General features: G+C 59.8%; 24 protein-coding genes. All 24 read left to right on the forward strand.

The features are described from left to right. Positions 1 to 10 precede the first annotated feature (10 nt). The 24 genes from GSVR_RS14085 (at position 11) to GSVR_RS14195 (ending at position 15,030) form a co-directional block, all read left to right on the forward strand. Positions 11 to 1,672, forward strand: a complete 1,662-nt coding sequence (locus tag GSVR_RS14085; protein ID WP_173201860.1) for a hypothetical protein — start codon at positions 11 to 13, stop codon at positions 1,670 to 1,672. 100 nt (positions 1,673 to 1,772) lie between these two features. After that, on the forward strand, positions 1,773 to 2,702 hold the full coding sequence (locus GSVR_RS14090; RefSeq protein ID WP_173201861.1) for an AAA family ATPase: 930 nt from the start codon (positions 1,773 to 1,775) through the stop codon (positions 2,700 to 2,702). Beyond that, positions 2,696 to 3,148, forward strand: coding sequence for a hypothetical protein (locus GSVR_RS14095; protein ID WP_173201862.1), 453 nt, complete (start codon positions 2,696 to 2,698; stop codon positions 3,146 to 3,148). The genes GSVR_RS14090 and GSVR_RS14095 overlap by 7 nt, the downstream gene beginning before the upstream one ends. Before the next feature lie 41 nt (positions 3,149 to 3,189). Then, entirely contained in the window at positions 3,190 to 3,345 is a 156-nt protein-coding gene (locus GSVR_RS14100) for a hypothetical protein (protein ID WP_173201863.1), read from the forward strand. Between the two features lie 205 nt (positions 3,346 to 3,550). Further along, on the forward strand, positions 3,551 to 4,363 hold the full coding sequence (locus tag GSVR_RS14105) for a DUF3164 family protein (RefSeq protein ID WP_173201864.1): 813 nt from the start codon (positions 3,551 to 3,553) through the stop codon (positions 4,361 to 4,363). An 11-nt stretch (positions 4,364 to 4,374) separates the two neighbouring features. Beyond that, positions 4,375 to 4,560 carry a hypothetical protein gene (locus GSVR_RS14110; RefSeq protein WP_173201865.1) on the forward strand — a complete coding sequence of 62 codons (186 nt, stop codon included), beginning with the start codon at positions 4,375 to 4,377 and terminating at the stop codon, positions 4,558 to 4,560. A gap of 96 nt (positions 4,561 to 4,656) precedes the next feature. Beyond that, positions 4,657 to 4,779, forward strand: a complete 123-nt coding sequence (locus tag GSVR_RS22205; protein WP_255569598.1) for a hypothetical protein — start codon at positions 4,657 to 4,659, stop codon at positions 4,777 to 4,779. Positions 4,780 to 4,856: 77 nt separating this feature from the next. Then, entirely contained in the window at positions 4,857 to 5,234 is a 378-nt protein-coding gene (locus GSVR_RS14115; protein ID WP_173201866.1) for a hypothetical protein, read from the forward strand. A gap of 31 nt (positions 5,235 to 5,265) precedes the next feature. Beyond that, positions 5,266 to 5,454, forward strand: a complete 189-nt coding sequence (locus GSVR_RS14120) for a hypothetical protein (protein WP_173201867.1) — start codon at positions 5,266 to 5,268, stop codon at positions 5,452 to 5,454. A 50-nt stretch (positions 5,455 to 5,504) separates the two neighbouring features. Next, positions 5,505 to 5,669, forward strand: a complete 165-nt coding sequence (locus GSVR_RS14125) for a hypothetical protein (protein WP_173201868.1) — start codon at positions 5,505 to 5,507, stop codon at positions 5,667 to 5,669. Between the two features lie 224 nt (positions 5,670 to 5,893). Further along, a complete protein-coding gene (locus GSVR_RS14130; RefSeq protein WP_173201869.1) occupies positions 5,894 to 6,457 on the forward strand; it encodes a phage protein GemA/Gp16 family protein in 564 nt (187 codons plus the stop codon). Between the two features lie 11 nt (positions 6,458 to 6,468). After that, positions 6,469 to 6,636, forward strand: coding sequence for a hypothetical protein (locus GSVR_RS14135; RefSeq protein ID WP_173201870.1), 168 nt, complete (start codon positions 6,469 to 6,471; stop codon positions 6,634 to 6,636). Between the two features lie 4 nt (positions 6,637 to 6,640). Next, positions 6,641 to 6,832: a hypothetical protein gene (locus tag GSVR_RS14140; protein ID WP_173201871.1), complete on the forward strand. Its 192-nt coding sequence runs from the start codon at positions 6,641 to 6,643 to the stop codon at positions 6,830 to 6,832. Between the two features lie 14 nt (positions 6,833 to 6,846). Next, positions 6,847 to 7,308 (forward strand): Mor transcription activator family protein, encoded by a 462-nt coding sequence (locus GSVR_RS14145; RefSeq protein WP_173201872.1) that lies wholly within the window; start codon positions 6,847 to 6,849, stop codon positions 7,306 to 7,308. A 42-nt stretch (positions 7,309 to 7,350) separates the two neighbouring features. Next, positions 7,351 to 7,704, forward strand: coding sequence for a GNAT family N-acetyltransferase (locus GSVR_RS14150; RefSeq protein WP_173201873.1), 354 nt, complete (start codon positions 7,351 to 7,353; stop codon positions 7,702 to 7,704). A gap of 770 nt (positions 7,705 to 8,474) precedes the next feature. Continuing rightward, positions 8,475 to 9,116: a glycoside hydrolase family 19 protein gene (locus tag GSVR_RS14155; RefSeq protein ID WP_173201874.1), complete on the forward strand. Its 642-nt coding sequence runs from the start codon at positions 8,475 to 8,477 to the stop codon at positions 9,114 to 9,116. 12 nt (positions 9,117 to 9,128) lie between these two features. Next, a complete protein-coding gene (locus tag GSVR_RS14160; protein WP_173201875.1) occupies positions 9,129 to 9,656 on the forward strand; it encodes a hypothetical protein in 528 nt (175 codons plus the stop codon). A gap of 93 nt (positions 9,657 to 9,749) precedes the next feature. Further along, entirely contained in the window at positions 9,750 to 9,968 is a 219-nt protein-coding gene (locus tag GSVR_RS14165; protein WP_173201876.1) for a hypothetical protein, read from the forward strand. After that, entirely contained in the window at positions 9,958 to 10,170 is a 213-nt protein-coding gene (locus GSVR_RS14170) for a TraR/DksA family transcriptional regulator (protein ID WP_173201877.1), read from the forward strand. The genes GSVR_RS14165 and GSVR_RS14170 overlap by 11 nt, the downstream gene beginning before the upstream one ends. Beyond that, on the forward strand, positions 10,170 to 10,550 hold the full coding sequence (locus GSVR_RS14175) for a hypothetical protein (protein ID WP_173201878.1): 381 nt from the start codon (positions 10,170 to 10,172) through the stop codon (positions 10,548 to 10,550). The genes GSVR_RS14170 and GSVR_RS14175 overlap by 1 nt, the downstream gene beginning before the upstream one ends. Then, positions 10,547 to 10,795: a hypothetical protein gene (locus tag GSVR_RS14180; protein ID WP_173201879.1), complete on the forward strand. Its 249-nt coding sequence runs from the start codon at positions 10,547 to 10,549 to the stop codon at positions 10,793 to 10,795. The genes GSVR_RS14175 and GSVR_RS14180 overlap by 4 nt, the downstream gene beginning before the upstream one ends. Then, positions 10,795 to 11,271 carry a DUF1804 family protein gene (locus tag GSVR_RS14185; RefSeq protein WP_173201880.1) on the forward strand — a complete coding sequence of 159 codons (477 nt, stop codon included), beginning with the start codon at positions 10,795 to 10,797 and terminating at the stop codon, positions 11,269 to 11,271. Before GSVR_RS14180 ends, GSVR_RS14185 begins: the two co-directional genes overlap by 1 nt. Beyond that, positions 11,258 to 12,781, forward strand: a complete 1,524-nt coding sequence (locus tag GSVR_RS14190; RefSeq protein WP_173201881.1) for a hypothetical protein — start codon at positions 11,258 to 11,260, stop codon at positions 12,779 to 12,781. The genes GSVR_RS14185 and GSVR_RS14190 overlap by 14 nt, the downstream gene beginning before the upstream one ends. Next, positions 12,778 to 15,030 (forward strand): hypothetical protein, encoded by a 2,253-nt coding sequence (locus tag GSVR_RS14195; RefSeq protein ID WP_203978676.1) that lies wholly within the window; start codon positions 12,778 to 12,780, stop codon positions 15,028 to 15,030. Before GSVR_RS14190 ends, GSVR_RS14195 begins: the two co-directional genes overlap by 4 nt. Positions 15,031 to 15,080: the final 50 nt, after the last annotated feature.

The raw sequence follows: 15,080 nt of genomic DNA on the forward strand, positions 1-15,080 counted from the left end.
GGGGACGGTCATGGCGACCAGGATCGACCAACACATAAAAGAGCAGATCGTAGCCGCCTGGAAAGAGGCTCCCCGCGGCCACAAGACCGCCGTGGTCGGCAAATGGGCGGCCATGCTCGGCGTGGATTACGGGACCGTCTACCGCCTGCTTCCCACCAACCGTCAGCGAAAAAAAGGCGAACGCAAGCATGCCGACATAGAGGAGGTGGCCCGCACCATCGCCATCATCAAGAACAGCCCGCCCGACCACCGCGGCGTGATTTCCACGAAGGATGCCATGGATATCGCCCTGATCAACAACCAGATTCCCCAGGGCTACGCTGACGTCTGCTACAGCAGTATCGACCGGGTAATACGCGACCTCGGCCTGAACACCAAGCGCCGCCGAGTGGAGCGCTTCCAGGCCGAATTCCCGAACGAAATGCACCACGTCGACGCCTCCACCAGTAACTGTTTCTACATCGCCAAGGCCCTGCCCGATGGTGATTTCCTCCTCCGGCTTCACCGCGGCAACAAGGATTACAAGAACAAGCCGATCCCGGTGGACGGCCTGCGCCCCTGGATCTACGGCATGACCGACGACCACAGCGGCTGCCACTGCTGCCGCTATGTGGCGGCCAAGGGGGAGAACGCACGGCACAACATGGAATTCCTCTGCTGGGCCTGGTGGGAGCAGCCGGAGAAATGCTTTTGGGGAGTTCCGTCCCATCCATCCGGTAAACGGGGAAAGATCAAAGGGGATCACGGCCCCATGATGGAATCGCCCGAGGCCAAGGACTTCTTTGAGCGCTGCGGCGTGGATATCGATCCCTCAACCCCGCTCAACAAGGACGCCCACGGGAAAATCGAACGCCCATGGCGAACCCTCTGGCAGAAATTCGAGCTGCCCTTCTTCGCCATGACCGACTGGCGGCACTACGAGATCACCATGACGGAGCTGAACAACCAGCTCATGAACTACTCCACCGCCTACAACGAAATGAAGCACCGCTTCGAGCGCAAGCTTTCCCGGCGCCAGGCATGGGAGCGGATCAGCCGCCACGGCGGCGTGGTGATCCTGCCGAACGATGCCCTGGAGACGATCGCCAAGAGCAACATTGAGCGCACCGTGGGCCAGGACGGCGTGTTCTGGATGGATAACGAGCCCTACGAGGTCAAGGGGCTGCACGATGCGCGGGTCAAGGTCTACGTGGGGATCTATGACAAGAAGGTGGTGGTGCAGGATCTCCGGGACGGCCAGCGGTACGAGGTGGAGGCATTCACCCCCAACAGGCTGGGAGAGTACCGCACCAACCCGGAGACCGGCCAGCAGCAGATGCGCAAGGAAGCGGCAAAAATGGAGGGTGTGACCATTCCGCTTTACTCGGCCGAGGGGCGGGCGGCCCTGGCGGCACCTGCACCGGCCATGGAGACGACAACCTCGGCCCGCAAGGTGATCAAGATGAGGACCAGGGTGAAAGAAACCCTTGTTCTGGAGAACCCTCTCAACCTGGACCGCTACAACACAGTGGACGATGCTCTGAAAGAGCTGCAGACGCTGGCCGGTTACTTCCTGAGCCCTGCAGAGCGGGTAGAGGTGGGGCGGCTGATCCGGGAAAACGGCATGTCCCGGAGGTTCGTGGCCGAGCTGGCCGGGGATATCCAGGCGGAGCAGATGCAGGTGGCGATGTAGGCAGTTTGTGAGTCAGAGAGTTAGAGAGTTGAAAGTTAAAACACAACAGCCCCCGGCGCTGCAACGCCGAGGGCCACTACTGAAAGGGGGTAAATCAATTATGAGTATGACCAGACTGGAAACGTTTGTCAACCTCGGCTACACCAAGGACCCGCTCAAGGGCAAGCTGCACGAGACAGGAGACATGGTGCGGTGCCGACGCATCCTCACCATGGCAGTGGAGAGCCGGGCCATGGTCAGCATCGTAGGGGACCGCGGCTGCGGAAAAACAGAGGCGGTCAAAGCGGCCATGAAACGGATGGATGTACAGACCATCTGGCCCAAGCGGGTGGATCAGGAAAACATGACCATCGCCGATATCAAGACCGCCATGATCCTGGAGTTGTCCGATGAGAACGTCAAGCGCGGCGGCATCGTCAGCAGCTCCCAGCTGCGCCGGATCGTGGGCACGGCCAGCGGCAAAAAGACCGCTCACGGTACCGAAACCCAGATCGTCGTGATCATTGAAGAGGCCCAGCGCCTGCACAAGAACACCCTGCGCTCCCTCAAGACTCTGCGCGAGATGGATTGGGCAGGAAAGAGCGAACTCTTCACCATCATCCTGGTCGCCCAGTCGGACCCCATGAATCATCCCGGAGTCTCAGAGGTAAGGCTGCGCTCCGACCTCGTCCGCATGCAGGGGCTCTCTGCCAACGAGGCCGCTCACTATGTGCGGGAAACCATCGGCAAGCACTTCGATCCCAAGGCCATTGACCTGCTGGCAGAGCTTCCTGCAGCCAGGAATTATCTGGAGCTGCAGGAGCTGTGTGTGACGCTGCTTAACGTCGCCCTGGCGGCTGGCCGGGAGCTAGTGAGCGTGGAGGACGTGCGCTCCGTGCAGGCACCCGAGGCCGAGCCGGTGCCCAGGGGGCAGGCCCGCGGCAAGCAGATCTCTGCCCCGGTTAGCGGCGCCACGGCCCTGCAGTCGGTGCTTAATCGCCGTAGCGGTGATGCCGGCGGGGTACCGGCAGACGGGAGGGCCGCATGCTGAGACTGAAGCAGGCCATGGACGAGCTGAAGATCCCGCAGCAGGAATTCGTCAAGTACTCGGGCTGGAGCAAGACCCAGGTATCGCTGACGTTCAAGACCGGCAAGCTTCCGGCCGATTCCGCCAAATTCGCCGGTAGCGTAGTGCTGTTCGCCTGCGAGGCCCGGCCGGAAATTGAGGCGTGGGTGGCGGAGCAGGGGCTGATAGTCGAGAATCTGCTCGACAATCTGGACGACTCGGCCGCTCCCCCTGCTCCCGACCTGGAGCGCTGCCTGTGTGAGATCGCAGGCAGGGCAATGCTTGCCAACGCGACCAGTCGGTCGATGGTGATTGATCTGGCGCGTGCGTGTGACCTGCTCCGGCGCCGGCTGGTCGATCTGGTTGGACCTGACGCGCCCTACATGGTGAAGATCGAGGGGGAAGTCTCGAAGCTGCTGCGGCAAGCGTAATCATTACTGCAATGGGCGTTGTTGAATGAAAGGAGCTGACCATGTTCAGGAACATAATCAGAGCGATGTCCGGTATCTCCACAGGCCGTGAGGCCCGCCGCAAATATAACCGCATGCGCCGCTGGATGCGCGATCGCGCCGAGGCTCGGCTGATAGTAGGGCTGTACGCCTCGGGCATGGTGAGGCGCTGGGTATGAGCACCGCTGACACCTGCGCTTCGCTGTATGAGGCTTTGTCGTCCCTGCAGCGCGTCCCGGCGTCTCCCAATCCGAACGAGATAACGGGGCTGGGGCCAGTGTGGGCCTGCGCGAACTTCGGAGCAGGCGGGCACGATTACGGCACCTGTGGGCTGTGCCATAGGAATTACGACCGACATATAAAACGAGACAAGGGGGATCACGCGTGAACTTCTACAGCTACACCCACGAGGGCATGGAATACCACGAAACAGCAGCATTGGCACTGGAACGCGCCGAAAAAGCAGTCCGGGAACTGTCGTTTGACCCGCAGTCCGACATTGGTTCCATAACCTGGGGCGAGGTAGTCAAGCGTGCCGTTAACGCAGGCGCTGGCTATGTCCTTAAACGTCAGGACCGCCTTTCCTACGAGGCCATGTGTCCGCAGGTTGTCGACGGCCGGATGCTGACACCCGAGGGAGATCTCCGCCGCATTGAGAACATCCACGAGATGGACCTGATTGAGCATGACATGGTCCTGGATGTCGTGGCCATTTGGCTGCCTCTCAGCGACCGTCTTCAGCGGTTCAAACTGCACAACTTCGAGGACACGACCACCTTTGTCGATATGCTCTACGAGAAATACAAGGTCAAGCGTGGTGGCGAGGAGAAGGGGCTCACGCTTACGACCTTTGACCGCAAGTACAAGCTCGTGATCAGCATCCAGAAGCTGATTTCTTTCGGCCCGGAGATTGAGGTTGCCAAAACGAAAATGCTGGAGGCCATCGAACAGGCTGGCGGCAACAGCGAATTCAAAACCCTGGTGACTGCGGCCTTTACCATGGTCGACGGCAAACTGCGTGTGGCCGAGATCCTCCGGCTGCGTACCATAAAGATCGAAAACGCACTCTGGAACGAGGCCATGCAGATCGTCAACGACGCCATTGAAGTGATCAGTAAAAAACGCCAGATCAGGCTCTATCAGCGCAACGAGGCTGGGAAGTACGACAATATTCCTCTCGATATCGCGGCACTGTAGGAGGTGAAGTAATGGCCATACACCCAATGTTTTCCAGCAACATCAACGTCGGATCGACCTGCAGCAACTGCATTCACCGGCATCAGCCCAGTACGTTCAAGCGCTGCACGGTGTGCCTGGATAAAGGGACCGTCGACACGCCGTATCCGATGCACCAGGAAGACTCGGTAGAGGGGGCGGATCATGGCGGCCGATAACCCTTGCGAGGTGTGTTGCTGGCGGTTTGTCTGCCTGGTGGCCTGCGGGGAGGTGAACCGGATGCTGGTTGAGGAATACGAGGCGGAGGTGACGACATGCTCCTGATTGCGATCGTATGGACCCTGCTTCAAGCGGACCCGAACTGCATCCCGGCCTCGGACGAGGGTTTTGTGCTGTTTTTCCCCGACCGCCCGATATGCCCGGTGCTTGACCGTTGAACCTGGGGCCGGAGCAGATCCGGCCCCACATTGAGCGATCAACCTGGGAAGTATGAAAAAGGATAGAGGAGCTGACCATGCCCCCCGCACAGCGTAAAATCGCCGCCGAACTTGCCCCGCACGGCCTGACCGTGCTCCTCACCCGCGACTACAACAGCATCCTGCTGCAGCTGGCACGGCTGGCGCAATTCGAGCGGCTGGTGGTGAATCTGGCCGAGGCGGACCAATCGGGCCGCGTGGCCGACTGCATCAAATGCGTGCGGGTACTGCAGACAGCGCCCCACGTGGCGCCCGGTGAGGACGTCCGGCCGATGGAAGTGCTGGATATTCCCCATATCGTCACCGATGTTCACCGCGAGCTGCATGCCCGTCTCGACCGGAAGACGCATATCAGTCCTGAACGGTTGCATGCCGCGACGGCGGCATTTGTAGGCATTCTGTCCGCTGGAGAATAGCGATGGAGATCCACGAAATGGAGCCCGAGCCATGGGAGCGAAAAAACCGAACCCTCGTTACAACGTGCTGTCCTGCAGGGTGAATGATGACACTCGCCGCTGTGTCGACCATGCTCTGGCTGGCCGCACAGTGAATGATTTTCTCCAGGAAGCCATCTCGGAGAAGCTGATCAGAGAGCGTCAGGACCGCCTTGATGGAATCGTCCGGATTACCCCGTGAAGGATTGGGATGCCGCCACCCGCGAGGACTAGGAAGAGCGTGCCGCCATCATGCAGTTTGATGGCGGCATGACCAAAGCCCAGGCCGAACTGGAGGCGCGGGCAGTGATTGAACGGCGGTTGAATCCGCCGGCACCGAAACAGATGAGCTTCAGCGATGATCCGCTGGCCAACGAGTGCTTTGCGGCAGTGGGCAGGCTGACAGGGGGTTGGTGATGACAGGTGACCGGATAGACGGCAGTAATTGGCGGCAGCAGCGTTTGCCGCTGGGAATTGAGGGGGGGGGGGGTGCCTATGAAACCTTCGCCGCAGGAAACGCTTCACGAAGGGCCAGTAATGGACAAAATCGAAGGCATGCCGCGCCACTGCGAGACTCTGATGCCCAACCGCCTTTGCCTATATATTCCCCTGGGCTGCAAAGGTTGTAAGTTGAGGAAACCATGAACGCCAACACGTATGAAAAGCGCCGCACCTCCTGCCCGATCACCAAAGCGCAGATCAATACCATCATGCTCATTTGCAGCCAGTTCGGGATTACGAAGGCAGAGCGCGGGGAACTGCTCCAGGAACGCTACGGCAAAAGCTCCACCGCGGATCTGACCAGCGATCAGGCCGGGCATTTCATTGCGGAGTACGAGCGGAAGGGGTTTGTGATCAAGGGTGGTAAAGGCTACCGCCCCACTGCCAGGCGCGCGCCCGTGCCGAGGGCGGGAAAGGTCGTTGCCCTGGTCAACCAGGACGAGCTGGATAAAATCACCGCCCTGGCCGGGCTGGTCCTGTGGCGAGCGGAGAACGGCCTGCAGCTGTTCCTGGAAAAACGGATGGGGCTGAAAGATGGCAAGGTGCGTACCTCGGCCGATGCCTACCTTGCGATTGAGGGGCTGAAGAAGATGTTTGAAGGCCAGATGAAGCGCACCCACGGCCCTGGCTGGTGGCGACTCCGTTTCGCAAATGCCGCGATCATGGAATACATCCAGCTGCATTGCCCCCTGGAATACAGATAGCCGGAGGAACTATGACACTGAAAGACTTCATGGAGAGGCTCCAGGGCAAGCTCGACAACAAAGAGCTTTATGGCGACCAGGTGCTGTATATCGAAGATCCCGGCGGCTTGGTCTGGCCTGTTGTGGACATCCGGGCGTTTTCCAGGAACGTAGTCCTGATTGAGACCGACGAGGGATAGGGCCATGAATCGACACCGCCGCGGGGAATTGGTGACTGACCTACAGATAGCCGTTGCAGAGATCCAGACCGGGCGCCCTCTGATGCATAACACCTGCGTTCTGTGTGCTCCGCAGTTGCGGACGTGGTCGGTGGATAAACTGATCAAAGCGGTGGAGTACCGGCGGCTTTATACCGTGGTGTCGTTGCCGAGTTAACGGGGTGCGGGTACGTGTCTGAGACAATGGCAGTGACAACCTGGCTTGACGAGCTGAAGCCCGACGATCTGCGCGGCGACTATGCCGAGCTGGTGCCGATCATCGGCCTGGAGCTGACGGTGCGCGTGGCGGAGGAAATCGGCGGCGGTCCGCTGCTGCTGCCGTATGTCGCTGAGATCAGCCACCCGGACCATCTGCGCAGTGGCTATCTGGATCTGTACCCGATCATCGGCCTGGAACTGACGGCTGCCGTGGCGGCTTCACTGGGGGGCGGTCAACTCTATCTGCCGCAGGTCCGGCATGCTCTCAAGGTTGCCAAGGAGCGGTACGTCAAGAACCATGATCGCGTGCAGAATCGCCGGCAGTTGGCACGGGAGACGGGCCTCAGCGTACGGCAGGTCTACCGGATCTGCGAGGGCAAGACCCAGCAGCGCCGCAGTGCAGTTGATCCACGCCAGATGAGTCTGGCGATATAACGAGGTACGAGTTGTGCGGTTTATCCGCACGAAGGAGGGGTTATGCCCACGCTGTTACGTCTGGACTGTGACATAGACGGTAATGAAGAAACAAAAATAGTCGCCATTGATTCGGAGTTGCAGTTTGTCGGGACAGTCGGATTGCAATACAAACACCTGCGATCCGCTAATATTCGGCAACTGTATGTTGACACTGCCCGGCGCGGTCAGGGAATCGGGGTGATGCTGGTCCAGGAATGTCGCCAGATTGCCCGTAATGGCGGATGTGAAACACTCGGGCTAGTTGTTGATAAAGCCAACGACAAAGCACGCAAATTTTACGAAAAACTCGGGTTTGCTTTTGCCTATCAATACGACAATGGCGACGATTTAATGACAATAGGTTTAAGGGCATAACGGCCATGGCGCTGACCCGTCCGCCAGGTGTTTGGCGGTCGGTGTCCGGCGTCCTGGTTATGCCCTCGGAGGGCGCTATGTCAATGTCACAGCCTGCTGCCGCAGGGGCTACCTGCGGGCGTGGGGATCGCAATCCCGCGATTGGAGAGGGTGCGATAGCGTCGCATCACGAGTCGGCTCCGACCATGGCGCACGGCGGCTCTGCGGGCGGCGTATCCGCCCAACCGCTACCCTTATTTGAGCAGATGTATAATTTTCTGCGCGAATACTACCTACACTCCAGATTCGAGGGGGCAAATGCGCAGTGGCCAAAGGGTTGTCCAGAGGGTGGCACGTATGCCGAGGTCGTGACTCGCGGCCACCTGGAGTATTTGGCCGGGCATGGTCACGGGTTTATCAGCATGTACGAGTCTCGCCTGGGAACGGCCATCAAATACGATCACGCTCTGAAAATATTGAACGCTGATGCACCTCCGGGCCAGATACAGCGGCGGCCGGGGCATCTGACGCACATTTACGGGGCATAACGGCAAAGCTCGGCGGCTCGTCCGCCGCAGCGGGAGTTATGCCGCTTGACAATCCACCCTCCCCGCGATATAAGCCCCTTCATCACCCAGACCCCTCTCCACCCCGGAGAGGGGTCTTCTCGTTTGTGACTGTGTCACACGACCTTGCCCGCCACATCCGCTAGTATCCCCACTCGATAGCAACACCCATTCTGGCCGGGCGGGGGGCCTCCTTCCGCCTCGGTCCATACTTCGAGACCACAAATGCTGATCACGGTAGACCAATTCCGGCGCCTTTTTCCGCGCAACAGCGAACCTGTCGCCTGGGTGGCGGCGCTCAATACCATCCTGCCCCTGCACGGTATCGACACTCCCCTGCGTGTGGCCATGTTTCTGGCCCAAGCGGGGCACGAGTCCGATGGTTTTGCCGATCTGACCGAAAACCTCAGCTACAGCGCGGATGGGCTGGCCAGGACGTGGCCCAACCGGTACGCCGTCGACCCCAAGGCAGCGACCAAGGTCCCTAACGATCTGGCCTGGACGCTCCACCGCAAACCCGAGGCGATCGCCAACAACTGCTACGCCAACCGCATGGGCAACGGTCCCGAGTCCAGCGGCGACGGCTGGCGTTTCCGCGGTTACGGCCCGTTCCAACTCACCGGTCGTGCCAACCGCGAGGCATTCGCGGCGACGATCGGCAAGCCCCTGGAGGTGTCGGAGACATACCTGCTGACCCACGAAGGAGCGGTGGAGTCGGCCTGCTGGTACTGGTCGACACGCAACCTCAACCCGCTGGCCGATGCCGGCAATGTCCTGGCAGTTACCAAAAGCATCAACGCCGGCGTCAACGGCCTTGCTGATCGGCAGGCCCGCTACGCTGAGGCGTTGAAAATACTGGCAGTATAAAGGAGCCAAACCATGAAAAAGCTGTTCACCGTGCTGTTTGTCTGTTGCCTGTTGTCAATTCTCTGTCTGTCAGCCCTTGCCGGCGATGCTGCGTCGGCCACCTCCGCAGACCCGGCCGTCCTGGCCGCCTTCCTGCGCGAAACAATCTTTCCCATCGTGGGTGCGCTGTTGCTGGGCCTCTTGTCCATCCCGCTGCACTGGCTCGGAAACCGGTTCAAGATAGATTACCTGCTCCAGCGAGACAATGCCATTGAGCGCCTGGCGTACCAGGGGATCGCCTTGGCTGAAGAGATGGCCGCCAAGAAGGTGGAGGGTCTGGCCGGGCTTACCGGCAGCGCCAAGCTGGACGTTGCGGTGGGACATATCCTGAGCGTCATGCCGTCGGTCAGCCGTGAGCAGGCCGAGCGGATTGTCGAGTCTCTACTGGCCCAGATCCCCGGCGTAGGTGCCACCAAGGACCAGGTTGTTACCCGCGATGTACCTCTACTCGGCCTGGCCAGTGCCGCGATCCCCGGAGTACCCTCTCAGGCCGCACAGTAATGGAGGCGCTGTTGCAGATAGTGGCCTATCTCCTCCCGATCATCGTGGAGGGGATACGGTCGTGGAATGAGAAGAACAAAGGGGAGAACCACGATGCGAACATCCAGCAATTCAGGACGGCTTTGGCAAAAAACGATGCTGCTGCTGTGTCTCAGCATCTTGCTGATCAGCATGACCGGGTGCAGTACGCGCTACGTGGCCATTGAGACTGCCGGCCCCGATATCACGGTGAAAAAGAGTGAGTTTGATCGGCTTCATGCGGATAACGAGGCGCTGCTGAACGCCCTGAGCGAGTGCCGCAATGCCCGATGACGTTGACCGCGCCCAGGTGGTGAATGAAGACTTCCAGGCGTTTGTTCTGCAGCAGCAACAAGCCGGGCGGGAACCGGGAAATTACACTGGTTCCGTCTGTCTGGACTGCGGAGACGAAATCCCCACAGCGCGCCGGCTGGCAGTACCCGGCTGCCGCAGATGCATAAACTGCCAGACACTACACGAGCACTGGAGACTTTGATGACGCCACAGGACATCGCCGCATTAACCGCCGTAGCCGCCCTGGTCAAGCAGATCGGGGCATGGCCCATGATCACCCTGTTTGTCCTCAATACTGCCGGGCCATGGATCGCCCTCTGGTGGTTCACTAGAATTACGGAAAAACGGCATGCCGCCGTCGTCTCGATGTATTCGGACAACGTCGTGTTGGTAGAGAAACACGAACACCTGGCAGCGGAGGGTGAGCGGCGGGAATCGGCTCTGGCCGATCTGATCCGGCTCAATACCCAATCACAGACAGCGCTGTTGACGTGGCTACAGGGGCGGACACGGTGCGTCGACCTCAAAGGAACCTGCCTTCCTGCTGCTCCCCCTGCCCAGAACGTGGGAGGCCAACAATGAGTCTAGTCGAACAACTGCGCATCAAACTGGCGGGATTGCATGCCGATGAAACGCGGCTGAGCCTGCTGATTGAGGGCCTGCAAAAGCAGTTGTGTGAGGCTCTGCAACCGCATCTCAACCGGCCGGCAGAGCTGAATATTCTGATGCTGGACACGCTATTCGACCAGCTCAAGGAATATCAGTCCAGCCTGATCGTGACGTTGTCGGACATCTCCAGGATCAAGCGAGAGCTGGGGGAACGCTGATGGCCGAGAAGGGCGCCCGTGCAGAGCTGATGCCGCTGGTGCGGCAGAAGTTCATTGAGACCGGCAACCTGACCCTGGCGGCCGAGACCTACGGAGTTTCCCGCCAGACTGCCGACGCCTGGAAGAAGCGTGACGGCGACGAATGGGACAAGGCCCGTGAGCGTAAGGCTTCTTTCGGTATCCGTATGGAGGCGCTGCTGGAGCGGGAGTTGACCTACGCCGAATCGCGCAAGCCCGGCGCCGTGGAAGGCGGCACTCTGGATAACCTGAGCAAGCTCGGCGCCCTGGTGGTGAAGTTCAAGAACGTGGAGAGCCAGGGCAGCGGCTATGACAAGGCTGCCGTGTTTCTGGAAAACATCAAGTGGATGATCAGCTGGCTACGCGAGAACGACCCCGAGGGGCTGAAGGTACTGGCATCGGATTTTGATGCGATGACGATGGAATTTAAGTCGGAGTTGATGAATGGCAATGCGTAAGACCCAGAACATGACGGAGCGCCAGTACGACGATTATGTCGCCGGCCTCCGCAAGCTCATTGCCGACAGCGTTTCGCCGTTCGAAAACGATACGCCGGCAAAGAAGCGGGAGCGCATTGAGCGCTGCAATGATCCTCTGGAGTTCATCAAGACTTACATGCCGCACTATGCCCGGACCGACTTCGCACCTTGTCACGCCGAATGGTGCGAGATTGCCGACCAGCCGGGGCTCAACTTCATCGGTGCGCCACGCGACCACGCAAAGACAACTATCGTCACGGTAGGGCTGCGCATCTACCGCATCTGCAAGCAGCTCCGCAAGTACATCATGCTGGGCTCCAACATCCACGATCAGGCCAAGAGGTTCACGGTCAAGATCAAGGTCGAACTAGAAGACAATCCCCGGCTGCGCCATGACTACGGCGACATTATCGCCAAGACCCGCACCTGGTCGGATGATTTTTTCATGACCAAAGGAGGAACTCTGGTTGAAGCCCTCGGCCGCGGCGACCAGTGGCGCGGCAAATCCCATGGCCCCTACCGGCCCGACGATATTGGTCTGGATGACCTGGAAGACAACAGCACGGTCAAGAGCCCCACGGTGACCAAAGCTATTGTGGAGTTCATCCAGGGTGAGGTGCTCGGCTGTCTCGAAGGAGACTGCTCGGCCACCATGGTGGGGAACGTCTTCCACGCCAAAAGTGCCATCTCTCAAATGATCGCCATGGAAGACGAGGAGACCGGCCTGCCGCTCTACAATTCCAAAGTCTATGACGCCATTGTGGACGAAGAACGGCAGATCACTCTATGGCCGGCCCGCTGGCCCTGGGACAAGCTGATGCGCAAGATGAAGCTGGTCACTAAGCGGATCTTCAACAAGGAGTACCGCAACAAGAGCACGGAAGAGGACAGCCCGTTTCCGGAGGATACTGCCACCTACTTCGACCGCGTCCAGGTGATTGAGCGCCCGCTGATCTTTGCCACTGCCGTTGACCCATCTGCCACGGCCACTGAAAAGAGCGACTTCCGGGCCGTGGTCACCTGGGGGTTTGACCGCGAATCAATGATCTTCCGTTGCATGCACGCATGGATAAAGCGCCGCTCGATCGGCGAAATGTTTGCCGCGGCCTACGCCCAGAACGAGCAGTATCCTGGGCGCTGTCCGATTGAGGAGAACATGCTCAAGGACTTTCTCCACGAGGCGATTCAGAACTACGCCAGAGAGGTTGGCCACTACCTCCCCTGGGCTCCCCTCCATCATGGTTCGCAGGCCAACAAGATCGCCCGGATCGTCGGTACCTGCGAATATCTGTGGGAACACAAGAAAATGCAGTTCGAGCGCCGTCATTCGGACCAGAAGACCCTGGTGGACCAGTTCGTTTACATCAACAACAACACGGTCAACGATGACGGGCCTGACGCCTCGGAAATGGCGATCAGTTTCCTGCAGAAGGGTTCGGGTATCCGTGTTGTCGACTGCTACCCCGAATTCGCGGAGGCCCGCGCATGAGCTGGTGGCCCTTTGCCCGCAAAACCCCGGCCGTGGACGTCGGGCAGATCTCGGTACCCGAGGACCAGATCACCGGCGTGCTCGGCAAGCTCGCTGGATTCTACTCGTTCGTCGGTGCGCCGTTTCCCCTGGAGTTCCTGGATGTACTGGAGCCACTCTCCATTTTCAATCCGGACATCTCCCAGGCCCTGCAGATCTGGGTCAACCTGGGCAACACCGGCCACGAGCTGACCGTGGAGGCCCGCAACCCCCAGGCCGCCCTGGACCGGCTTAATGCCCTGGCCGCCTCGGTCTATCTGATCGGCGGCGGGGTGGACGGCCTGGTCAACCATTTCCTGCGTCAGATCCCGCTCATGGGTGCGCTCTCGGCCGAGTGGGTGATCAGCGACAATGTGCGGGATGGTGTGGCCGACTGCGCCATTGTGGCGGTCAAGCGTATCCGCTTCCGGCGGGTGGACGGGATCATGACCCCCCATCAACTGACCAACCAGATCAGCGGGAGTAACAACGGCTATGTGCAGCTCAACCCGTTCACCTACAGCTACATGCCGCTCCAGACCGTGGACGGATCGCCCTATGCAATCCCGCCATTCTACGCCTCGCTGAAGAACATTGAGGTGCAGCTAGACGCCACGGACAACATCGGCGCCATCATCCGCAAAATGGGCCTGCTTGGTTTTATGGACGTGAGCATGGAGGTTCCGCAGCAGCGTGCCGGAGAGAACGACGAGGCTTACAAGAACCGCCTGACGCAACGGCTGAAGGACTATGCCAAGGCGTACAAACAGAACATCAGCAAGGGAGTGGCGGTCCACTATAAGGATCAGGAGATCAAGCACAACGCCACCAATGCCGGTGCCGCTGCCGGCGCGAAATCGGTGTGGGAGATGAACGAGGAGCAGATTTTTTCAGCCCTGGACATCCCCCCCAGCATGGCGGGCCGCTCCTACAGCACGACCGAGACCTACGCCCAGGTGGATTACGACCGTTTCACCGCAAAGCTCGGCGTTGCCCGGCGGATGATCAAGCGATTCCTGGAGAAGGGCTATGCCCTCGACCTGCTGCTGCACGGGATTGATGCCCAGGTGTCGGTAACCTGGAACAACAACGACACGCTCAAGGCCAAGGACAAAGCCGAGACGGAAGGCCAGCGGATTGAGAATGTGCTCAAGAAGCGGGATGGCGGGATCATTACCAGCGATGAAGCGGCGCAGGAACTGGGATACGAGAAGGCCACCGGCTTTCGTGCCGGCAACCAGACTCCGGCCGGTTTTTCTGCCGTGCAGTTCCGTTTCAACCGGCAGACCGGGCGCTATACGTTCCGGCCGGAGGTGATCCGCCTGGAACAGCCGGCCGACGATCGCCAGGACCAGAACTATATCGCGGCCCTGCAGGCGGTTCTGGAGGGGCCGGAGGAGAAGGCGATCAAGGCGGGGATAGCCGCGGGTGCAGATTACATCGACAACGGCAATCACCGCCGGAGTCTGAAAGGGTTTGCACTGGCAGTATATACGGCGTTCGAAATCACGCTCCGCAGCGAGATCAGCAAAACGATCGTGATGGAGGTCTGCAACCAGTTCGTCAGCTCCCAATGGCGCCGCTGGCGGTACGAGGACAAGAACCACCTGCGGGGCCGCCGGGGGCAGCGCCTTGCCGGCGATACCATCGACATTGCCGTGGTCGACCAGAATGCCCTGCGCTACCTGACCAATGTGGAGCAGTTCTACTTCGGCCGCGGCAACTACCTGGCCAACAACGAGACCGTGGGCAAGCAGTTCATCTCCTGGCTGCAGGATGAATATATCTCCAAGGGGCTCAACATCCGCGACCCGGAGACGTGGGCAGAGTTCACACGGACGTTCACCGGGTTGGTCAATGAGACCAGCTTCTACAAGATCGAGCAGCTCGTTTCCACCACCATGGGGCGCGTGCAGAACATGGGGCAGACCCTCTCTCTCTACGAGGCCGGGATCAAGCGCTATCAGATCGTGGGGCCGAGTACGTTTCCCATCTGCGCCCACTGCAAGTCGATGCTGGGGCGGAAGTTTGATGTCCAGGTAGCCGCAACGCGGCTGGCTCGGACCCTGGAAAAGGGATTCGAGAAGCCCGACGACCTGCCGCCATTTCTGTCCAACAAATACACGGCCGACCAGGTCACGGAAATGAGCGACGCCGAGCTGCAAGCGGCAGGTTTCGAGACCCCCCCGTATCACCCGAAATGCCGCCATCGGAAAGCGGCGGTCGACTGACGGGTCGGGCGAGCATCGTTTAGGCGGTTTATAAACTAAATTTGAGCGTT

It is taken from the genome of Geobacter sp. SVR, assembly GCF_016865365.1.
In the GTDB taxonomy this organism is placed as follows: domain Bacteria; phylum Desulfobacterota; class Desulfuromonadia; order Geobacterales; family Pseudopelobacteraceae; genus Pelotalea.

Excerpts from the sequence above, each read along its gene's own strand:
- GSVR_RS14085 (WP_173201860.1), top strand. The coding sequence starts at position 11 with ATGGCGACCAGGATCGACCAACACATAAAAGAGCAGATCGTAGCCGCC.
- GSVR_RS14090 (WP_173201861.1), top strand. The coding sequence starts at position 1,773 with ATGAGTATGACCAGACTGGAAACGTTTGTCAACCTCGGCTACACCAAG.
- GSVR_RS14095 (WP_173201862.1), top strand. The coding sequence starts at position 2,696 with ATGCTGAGACTGAAGCAGGCCATGGACGAGCTGAAGATCCCGCAGCAG.
- GSVR_RS14100 (WP_173201863.1), top strand. The coding sequence starts at position 3,190 with ATGTTCAGGAACATAATCAGAGCGATGTCCGGTATCTCCACAGGCCGT.
- GSVR_RS14110 (WP_173201865.1), top strand. The coding sequence starts at position 4,375 with ATGGCCATACACCCAATGTTTTCCAGCAACATCAACGTCGGATCGACC.
- GSVR_RS22205 (WP_255569598.1), top strand. The coding sequence starts at position 4,657 with ATGCTCCTGATTGCGATCGTATGGACCCTGCTTCAAGCGGACCCGAAC.
- GSVR_RS14115 (WP_173201866.1), top strand. The coding sequence starts at position 4,857 with ATGCCCCCCGCACAGCGTAAAATCGCCGCCGAACTTGCCCCGCACGGC.
- GSVR_RS14120 (WP_173201867.1), top strand. The coding sequence starts at position 5,266 with ATGGGAGCGAAAAAACCGAACCCTCGTTACAACGTGCTGTCCTGCAGG.
- GSVR_RS14125 (WP_173201868.1), top strand. The coding sequence starts at position 5,505 with ATGCAGTTTGATGGCGGCATGACCAAAGCCCAGGCCGAACTGGAGGCG.
- GSVR_RS14130 (WP_173201869.1), top strand. The coding sequence starts at position 5,894 with ATGAACGCCAACACGTATGAAAAGCGCCGCACCTCCTGCCCGATCACC.
- GSVR_RS14135 (WP_173201870.1), top strand. The coding sequence starts at position 6,469 with ATGACACTGAAAGACTTCATGGAGAGGCTCCAGGGCAAGCTCGACAAC.
- GSVR_RS14140 (WP_173201871.1), top strand. The coding sequence starts at position 6,641 with ATGAATCGACACCGCCGCGGGGAATTGGTGACTGACCTACAGATAGCC.
- GSVR_RS14150 (WP_173201873.1), top strand. The coding sequence starts at position 7,351 with ATGCCCACGCTGTTACGTCTGGACTGTGACATAGACGGTAATGAAGAA.
- GSVR_RS14155 (WP_173201874.1), top strand. The coding sequence starts at position 8,475 with ATGCTGATCACGGTAGACCAATTCCGGCGCCTTTTTCCGCGCAACAGC.
- GSVR_RS14160 (WP_173201875.1), top strand. The coding sequence starts at position 9,129 with ATGAAAAAGCTGTTCACCGTGCTGTTTGTCTGTTGCCTGTTGTCAATT.
- GSVR_RS14165 (WP_173201876.1), top strand. The coding sequence starts at position 9,750 with ATGCGAACATCCAGCAATTCAGGACGGCTTTGGCAAAAAACGATGCTG.
- GSVR_RS14170 (WP_173201877.1), top strand. The coding sequence starts at position 9,958 with ATGCCCGATGACGTTGACCGCGCCCAGGTGGTGAATGAAGACTTCCAG.
- GSVR_RS14175 (WP_173201878.1), top strand. The coding sequence starts at position 10,170 with ATGACGCCACAGGACATCGCCGCATTAACCGCCGTAGCCGCCCTGGTC.
- GSVR_RS14180 (WP_173201879.1), top strand. The coding sequence starts at position 10,547 with ATGAGTCTAGTCGAACAACTGCGCATCAAACTGGCGGGATTGCATGCC.
- GSVR_RS14185 (WP_173201880.1), top strand. The coding sequence starts at position 10,795 with ATGGCCGAGAAGGGCGCCCGTGCAGAGCTGATGCCGCTGGTGCGGCAG.
- GSVR_RS14190 (WP_173201881.1), top strand. The coding sequence starts at position 11,258 with ATGGCAATGCGTAAGACCCAGAACATGACGGAGCGCCAGTACGACGAT.
- GSVR_RS14195 (WP_203978676.1), top strand. The coding sequence starts at position 12,778 with ATGAGCTGGTGGCCCTTTGCCCGCAAAACCCCGGCCGTGGACGTCGGG.